This is a genomic window from Synechococcus sp. R3-13, from assembly GCF_047462195.1.
Classification (GTDB): Bacteria; Cyanobacteriota; Cyanobacteriia; order Thermostichales; family Thermostichaceae; genus Thermostichus.
In genome coordinates, this window is the sequence record NZ_JANSIO010000342.1 from 1 (window position 1) to 7,590 (window position 7,590).

The following is a 7,590-nucleotide window of genomic DNA, read 5'->3' on the forward strand; positions in this document are numbered from 1 at the left end:
GAGTGCGGGGCTTCCCGGCGGTTTAGCTAACCTCTCTCTCAGAGGGAGAGAGGAGCAGCCTCGCCGCTATCGGGAATGGCCACCAAAGCTCAGGATCCGGTGGTCTTGGCGGCCTCGACCTCTTCCTCGCCCAGCGCAATTACCCGTTCCGTGGCCTGCAACGAAGACTGCAAGCTCTCCAACTTTTCCCGGCTGGCGCGGTTCAGCCACGACTCGATTGCATTCACCAAGAGCTGATCCACAGAGAACCAGCCCCCCCCATTCACCGCAAAGGCCAGGAAGATCGCTGCGTAGATGGCCGACAGCTCCAGATAGGGAACGCTAAAGCCGGCCACTTTGATGTGGTGGAACATGGCCACCGCCATCGTGGCGAACAAGCCCAGTGCTGCCCCTCGGGTCAACAAACCCAACGCCACCATGGGGGCTGCAATCAGCTCGGTATAGGCAGCCACATAAGCGAAGAAGATCGGGAAGGGCAACCCGATCACTTCTACATAAGCCGTCGCAAATCCTTCGATATCTGCCAGTTTGTCAAGGCCGTTGTGAATCATGAATAGCCCTGCCACCACCCGCAAAACGGTCCACGCCACCTGAGACCAGCGCGGAGTTACGCTGTCGTGACGCAAAGCTGAGGCGAGTAGCACGGGAAACTGCTGAGTGAGTGCCATAGGATAAAACCTGCGATGCAAAGATGAGCAAAGATTTTAACTTATTGTAACGATTCTAAATTTCTGTAACAAGGGTGGGACTCAGATCCCCAGTGGTCAAGGGATCCCATGCAAAAACAGGGATCCCATGCAAAAACAAGGCCTCCGGCCCGCTTTCGCGACCGGTCGGGTGGGTTTCCGGCGAGCTTTCACCCTCGCACACCACCTCTGCTCTTGGCCTGGGACTTTTCCGGCCTTGCTGAGACCTGTCAACCTCTGTAAATGGATCCCTCATAATGGGTTCATTGGCTGACCCTGTCGCTATGATTGCCGAATCTGTCCTCGCCTCTGATGTCAGCTCCGCCAAATCCCAAGCCGGGAGAGAGGAGGGATCCCCACCTGCCATTCGTTTGCGGAGGGTCAGCCGCAACTTTTCCGGGATCCAAGCGGTGGACGGGGTGGATTTGGAGGTGCAGCAGGGGGAGTTTTTTACGTTGTTGGGGCCGTCGGGTTCGGGCAAAACCACCTGTTTGCGGATGATCGCGGGCTTTGAGCGTCCGGATGAGGGGCAGATCGAATTGAACGGCCAGAATGTTTTGGGTCTGCCGCCCTACCGACGGCCTGTGAACACGGTGTTTCAGGACTATGCTCTCTTCCCCCACATGACGGTGGCGGAGAACGTTGGCTACAGCTTGATGATCCGCGGCATACCGCCGAAGGAGCGCCAAAAGCGAGTGCAAGAGGCGCTGGAGCTGGTACAACTGCCCGATCTGGGATCCCGTAAACCCAGCCAACTTTCAGGGGGGCAACGGCAACGGGTGGCCTTGGCGCGGGCTTTGGTTGGCCGACCGCAGGTGCTCTTGCTGGATGAACCTTTGGGGGCGCTGGATTTGAAGTTGCGCCAACAGATGCAGTTTGAACTCAAGGCCCTACAACACCGCCTTGGTCTCACCTTTTTGTACGTCACCCACGACCAAGAAGAGGCCCTGACCATGAGCGATCGTATTGCCGTGTTCAATCGCGGGCGCATCGAACAGGTGGGATCCCCGGCAGAGCTCTACGAGCGACCTGCCACCCGGTTTGTAGCCGGTTTTATCGGCCAAACCAACTTGATCGAGGGATCCCTGGCGGAACGATGCGTGGGAGAAGCGGCCCTGTTTGCTTTGCGCCCGGAGCACATTCGGATTGACTTATCTGAAGAAGGGATCCCCGATGGCCACTGCCGCTTGCGGGGACGGATTTGCGACACTGCTTATCTAGGGGCTTTCATTCGCTATCAGGTATGGGTGTCGGGCTGTGAGGTGAAACTTTTGGCTGTGCAACCCAACCCCGGCCTGAATTTGCAGCAGTTGCCGGAAGGGACGGAGGTGACTTTAAGTTGGGATCCCAGCCGGATGCACCGCATCCCCGAATAGGGCTCTCAATCCCGATCTCCTCTGGAGCTTGTCTATCCGGCGTCGGCGCTATCTTGCAGGCAGTTGACACTCCCGCCGACTGAAGTCGAGGGATTCTTACGTAGCCCAGAAACGGGCTCGCAACGGCGTTGTCAAAGGGAGAAAAACGGGCCATGATGCGCATTTCCATCCAGCCGGAGAGTGGGATCCCTGGCTCCGTACAGCTTTTTAATTTGCTCTGCTTTGCCATCGCCTGCGGGCAATTTCCTCCCGGCTACCGCCTGCCCAGCACCCGTCAATTGGCTATGCAAACAGGCCTGCACCGCAATACCATCCACAAGGTTTACCACCAACTCGAGGCTATGGGCCTGGTGGAAACCCGCGCTGGATCTGGCATTTACGTGAGCCGCTCCGCCCGCCAGGTGGTTAACTACTCTCGCGGCCTGGGGGAAAACCTGGATCGATCCCGACAGGTCCTGGAGCAGGTGCGCCAGGGCATCGACCAGCTGCTGCAGCAGGGGTTTTCTTTGGAGCAGGTGCGGGATCTGCTGCTAGCGGAGATCGATTGGCGATTGCGCTGCAGTGCCCAAGTGCTGGTGTGTGTGCCCAACCGGGATTTGGGTACAGGACAACTGATGGCCCAGCAAATCCAGCAGACTTTGGGCATCCGGGTCCAGTTGGTGCCCCTGGAGGAGCTGGCCACCGTCCTGGATCAGATCCAGTCCGGCACCGTGGTGACGCTCCGCTATTTTCTCAGCGCCGTCGAGGCCATTGCCCAGCCGCGAGGGGCCCGTGTTCTGACGGTGGAGGTGTCTGACTACGCCCGTGCAATTGCCCTGATCCGCCAATTGCCTTCCTACGCCTGTCTGGGGCTGGTGAGCATCAGCACTGCCCTGCTGGAGGTTGCCGAGGTGATTGTCTACAGTCTGCGGGGAGACCTGCTGGTGCTGACGGCAGTGATCTCGGATACGGAACGGGTGGGATCCCTAATCCGCCGCGCCCATACGCTGATTTGCGATGAGGCCAGCTACCCCACCCTGCGGGTCTTGGTGCGCCAAGCCCGAGGCGATCTAATCCGCACACCCAACCTAGTCTGCGCCACCCCCCACATCGGAGAAGCAGCCATGGCCGAGCTGCGACGGGAACTGGGTGGGATCCCTGGAGCCGGAGGAGATGGGGACGCAAGCAGTAGCAGTTTGCAAGGCAAAGAAACCCATTAAGCCTTGTTGCAGGTGAGCCATTTTGCGGATGACAGGCTGCCCGATATCGTGTTTAAGTGGAAATACGGTAAAAGCTTACTCACTTTGATTCATCGCTGATCAGTCTTTACACGTATGGTGATCCTCGACTACGCCTCCGCCAATCACGACTATGTGGCGGTCACCCGGGAAGGTTTCTGGGAGGCCATCCGCTTCCAAGACCATTTTTACGTCTTCAACCGGGGCTTTTCTCAGCTGCAAGAGGCCATCGCCAGTTGCCGCTACGACATGGATCACGGATCCCTGATCAGCCTGGTGGTGGTGCGCCCTCAGGGCTATGAAGTGTGGTCGCAGGTGGGATCCGACATTCCCGTCTTGCCGAAGCAACTCTTGAGCCCCACAGCCAGGGACTCCGTCTCGCCGGCGCGCCAGTGCTCCGCACCCCTGTCACCAGCGCGGAAGCGTCGCATAGCAATGACGGCTCCATCGGAGCCCGAACGTCCTTTCTGGTCTTTCTGGGGCTGGGGATCCAAGGCTTATGTGGTGGATGGCGAGCCGGCTGCACCCCAGTCTTTGTTCCACCATAGCCCTCGGCCCTACAACGCGCTACAGGCTTGAGCCGGAATCGGTTGCGCCAGCGTCGTGCAGCAACAGTTTCAGGGAACAGGACGGCTCCACATGCAAATTGAGATCCGGCTCTTCCACCAGCAGGGGCACGCGCTCGGCCACTTCCAGGCCAAATCCTTTCAAGCCGCTGATGTGGCGAGAGGTGTTGCTGATCAGGCGCATTTTGCGCACCCCTACATCCCGTAGGATCTGGGCGCCGATGCCGTAATCGCGCAAGTCCATCGCCACCGGTGGCGCGGTTTCAGAAAGTCCCAGATCTTGCCGGGCGTAGGACTTGATTTGCTCGATGAGACTCAGCTCCTGCTCTTGCCGGCGCAGGTACACCAGCACCCCCTTGCCTTGGTGGTCGATCATCTTCAGGGCCGCTGTCAATTGGCGGCGACAATCGCAGCGCAGGGATCCCAGCGCATCCCCTAGGGGACACTCCACATGGACGCGCACCAGGACGGGCTCAGCGGCAAATTGGGTCGGATCCCCTTTCACCAGGGCCAGGTGCTCGACTTGGTTGAGGCTATCGCGGTAGCCGTAAACCCGAAACTGGCCAAACTCCGTTGGCAGGGTGGCGGCAGCCTCTCGGTGAACCAGTTGTTCGGTGCGCAAGCGGTACTCGATGAGGTGGGCGATGGTGATGATCTTCAAATCGTGCTGACGGGCATATTCGATCAACTGGGGCAGGCGGGCCATGGAGCCATCCGGGTTTTGGATCTCGCAAATCACCCCTGCCGGATACAGCCCGGCCAACATCGCCAGATCCACCGCTGCTTCCGTATGGCCAGCCCGTTTGAGTACTCCGCCCTCCCGTGCCCGCAGCGGAAAGACATGCCCAGGCCGGCGCAGATCTTCCGGTCGCGTGTGCGGGTGAATGGCCGCCTGAATGGTGCGAGAGCGATCGGCAGCGGAAATGCCGGTGGAAACTCCAGCCTCTGGCCCAGCATCAATGCTGACGGTGAAGGCAGTTTGGTTGCTGTCGGTGTTCTGCCCCACCATCAGCGGGATCTTCAGCTCATCGAGGCGGGATCCCTGCATGGCCAGGCAGATAAGGCCCCGCCCGTAGGTGGCCATGAAGTTGATAGCTTGGGGCGTGGCAAACTGGGCAGCACAGACCAGATCCCCTTCGTTTTCTCGGTTTTCGTCATCGACCACGATGACCATGCGACCACACTTGAGGTCTTCGAGGGCTTCGGGGATGGAGTGGAAGATCGTTTCTGTCTCGGCCTGCGGGATGGCACTCATGGAAAAGGGGACGCAAAAAGGGAAAACCTGGCACAGCCGGCTCTGGGCACCGGATCTGCCGGATCTATGCTAGAGCAAACCGGGCAACAGCTAGGGATCCCAAGGCAGAGTCAGTACTTGGGAATCGAGGGATCGTAAGCCTCTGCCCAGGCGAGGATCCCCCCGCGCAGGTTTTTTCCTTGGATCCCAGCAGCTTGCAGGATCTTCAGGGCTTTGGCCGAGCGTGCCCCACTCTTGCAGTGGACGATCAGCTCTGAGCCGTTAAGGAGGCGACGCACCTGCTCCACCCCGTCGCCGTTTTCAATTTGGGGCAGGGGGATCAGGTGAGCACCAGGGATCCGGCCTATCTCCCACTCATTTGGGTTGCGCACATCGACCAACACAAAGTCTTGGTGAGCATCCATCCGCGCTTTCAGCTCGGCCACAGTGATCTCGGGGATCTCTGTCTGGCCAGCTTGTTCTGTGGCTTGGGCTGGCGGGATCCCGCAGAACTGCTCATAGTCGATAAGCTGGGTGATGGGAGGAGTGGCGGGGTTTTTGCGCAGCTTCAGCTCCCGGAAGCTCATGTTCAGGGCATCGTAAAGCAGCAGCCGCCCGCTCAGGGTTGTGCCCACGCCCAGCAGGATCTTCACGGTTTCGGTAGCTTGAATAACACCGATGATGCCGGGGAGGATCCCCAACACTCCCCCTTCGGCGCAGGAGGGCACCAGTCCTGGTGGGGGCGGCTCGGGGTAGAGATCCCGGTAGTTGGGCCCATCTTCGTAGTTGAAGACCGTCGCTTGTCCCTCGAAGCGGAAGATCGAGCCGTAGACATTGGGCTTGCCCGTCAACACACAGGCATCGTTCACCAGGTAACGGGTGGGGAAGTTATCGGTGCCATCCACAATCACGTCATAGTTGGCAAACAGCTCCAGTGCGTTGTGGGCCTTCAGGGCGGTGTTGTAAACATCCACTTGACAGTGGGGGTTGATCTCCAGGATGCGGTTCTTGGCCGATTCCACCTTCGGCTTGCCCACCCAGGAGGTGCCGTGGATCACCTGCCGCTGCAGGTTGGACACATCCACCACATCAAAATCGACAATGCCGATCCGCCCCACGCCGGCTGCCGCCAAGTACAGCAACAGGGGCGAGCCAAGGCCGCCTGTGCCGATGCACAGCACTTTGCCCGCTTTCAGCCGCTTCTGTCCTTCTAGGCCCACCTCGGGCAGGATCAAATGCCGAGAAAACCGCTCCATCTCTTCGCGGGAGAGGCTGACTTGGCTGGTATCCAGGTTCAACATGCTCACAACCCTCCAGCAATAGCGGGAACGATGCTGATGACGGCTTGTTCTCCCACGGGGGTGTTGTTGCCTTGGGGCAACGTGCGCACATCCTCGTCGTTGAGGTAGACATTGACAAAATTGCGCAGCTTCCCATCCTCGGTGTAGAGGTGGCGCTTCAGCTCGCCATAGCGGGCGATGAGGTTGCCCATCACTTCGCCAACATTGCTGCCCTCGATCTCGACAGCCTCCAGGTTGTCGGTGTAGGGGCGCAGGGGAGAGGGGATCAGAACTTTGGTTGCCATGGGAGTTCGGGGAGAGATCTGGGGTATCTACTGGGGACTTTTGCGGATCCAGAGGATCTGGGCTGACCTATCCGTTTGTCGATCTTGTTGGGGCTGTCTACTGACTTTGAGGATTCAGCTATGTTACAGACAAGGTTCAGCACTAGACTACCGCTTTTTCCGGTGGCGCCCATCCCAGCTTTCAAGGATCCCAACTGAACTTAGCCGTGAACTTCAGCCTCAAACAGCGGCAAAGCCCAAACGACTCTAGCTTGCCAAAGCCGGGAGCGGGGGGATGCAAATGTCTTCCAGCATCTGCATCGGCTCCCGTTGGGGCTGCTCCTGCTCATCCAAAACCCAGCTCACCACCTCTTCTGCCTTGCCCTCGCGCACACTGACGATCACACAGGAAAAGCCCCAAGGAAAAGCATGCTGCCGATCAAACTCGGAGGGAATGGCCGCATGGTTGGGATGGGAATGATAGGTGCCCAGGATCCCCAGCCCTTTGCGCACCGCGTGGTCGTTGGCCCGCTTGAAATCCGCCGGATCGATCAAAAAGCGGCGGCGGCTGGATTCCCCGTCTGCCAGAGGGTTTTCCGCTTGATCCCAGGTGTTGGTCACCGACCAAAGCTCGTGGATGATCTTGTCGGATCCCCGGATTTCCCCAATTAAAATGCCGCAGCTCTCGTGGGGAAAGGCTTGTTCGCCGTGCTGGCGGATGCTGTGAAGGTGGTCTGCCGAGAGGTAGAGGGCCATGAATCTCGCCTTTGCCGATGGAGTTACCGTTCTTTTATTCTGGCACAAGTTGGCCGGGGATCCCTCAACTTAGCTACAGCGGATGCCATTGGGGCGCAACGGGCAGGCTGTTCCGCAGAGGCCGCCGCTGCTGAAAATGTTCGGCCACCAGTGTGGCGCGGTCAGCTAGAAATCGCAGGAGCCCCGCACTG

8 protein-coding genes and 1 pseudogene are annotated in these 7,590 nt (G+C 59.2%); 3 read left to right on the forward strand and 6 right to left on the reverse strand.

Going from position 1 to position 7,590, the window contains the following annotated elements:
* Nucleotides 1-89: 89 nt before the first annotated feature.
* Nucleotides 90-590: a DoxX family protein gene (locus tag NW856_RS10430; protein ID WP_414400166.1), complete on the reverse strand. Its 501-nt coding sequence runs from the start codon at nt 588-590 to the stop codon at nt 90-92.
* A 133-nt stretch (nt 591-723) separates the two neighbouring features.
* The gene (locus NW856_RS10435) at nt 724-873 is read right to left on the reverse strand and encodes a hypothetical protein (protein ID WP_414400167.1); all 150 of its coding nucleotides are present in this window, start codon (nt 871-873) and stop codon (nt 724-726) included.
* Between the two features lie 97 nt (nt 874-970).
* Between NW856_RS10435 and NW856_RS10440 the strand changes: the two genes are divergently transcribed.
* The 3 genes from NW856_RS10440 (at nt 971) to NW856_RS10450 (ending at nt 3,858) form a co-directional block, all read left to right on the forward strand.
* Nucleotides 971-2,062, forward strand: a complete 1,092-nt coding sequence (locus NW856_RS10440) for an ABC transporter ATP-binding protein (protein ID WP_414400168.1) — start codon at nt 971-973, stop codon at nt 2,060-2,062.
* 152 nt (nt 2,063-2,214) lie between these two features.
* Nucleotides 2,215-3,261 carry a GntR family transcriptional regulator gene (locus NW856_RS10445; protein WP_414400170.1) on the forward strand — a complete coding sequence of 349 codons (1,047 nt, stop codon included), beginning with the start codon at nt 2,215-2,217 and terminating at the stop codon, nt 3,259-3,261.
* A gap of 114 nt (nt 3,262-3,375) precedes the next feature.
* The gene (locus tag NW856_RS10450) at nt 3,376-3,858 is read left to right on the forward strand and encodes a hypothetical protein (RefSeq protein ID WP_414400172.1); all 483 of its coding nucleotides are present in this window, start codon (nt 3,376-3,378) and stop codon (nt 3,856-3,858) included.
* Nucleotides 3,859-3,918: 60 nt separating this feature from the next.
* Here the strand turns inward: NW856_RS10450 and ribB are convergent.
* The 4 genes and pseudogenes from ribB to NW856_RS10470 all read right to left on the reverse strand — a co-directional run.
* Nucleotides 3,919-5,067, reverse strand: a pseudogene (gene ribB, locus NW856_RS10455) (3,4-dihydroxy-2-butanone-4-phosphate synthase); the annotation flags it as partial.
* Nucleotides 5,068-5,210: 143 nt separating this feature from the next.
* Nucleotides 5,211-6,380 (reverse strand): molybdopterin-synthase adenylyltransferase MoeB, encoded by a 1,170-nt coding sequence (gene moeB, locus NW856_RS10460; RefSeq protein ID WP_011433659.1) that lies wholly within the window; start codon nt 6,378-6,380, stop codon nt 5,211-5,213.
* A gap of 2 nt (nt 6,381-6,382) precedes the next feature.
* Complete coding sequence (locus NW856_RS10465) at nt 6,383-6,664, reverse strand: MoaD/ThiS family protein (RefSeq protein ID WP_011433658.1); 282 nt, start codon at nt 6,662-6,664, stop codon at nt 6,383-6,385.
* A gap of 246 nt (nt 6,665-6,910) precedes the next feature.
* Nucleotides 6,911-7,399, reverse strand: coding sequence for a M67 family metallopeptidase (locus NW856_RS10470; RefSeq protein WP_414400173.1), 489 nt, complete (start codon nt 7,397-7,399; stop codon nt 6,911-6,913).
* Nucleotides 7,400-7,590 lie beyond the last annotated feature (191 nt).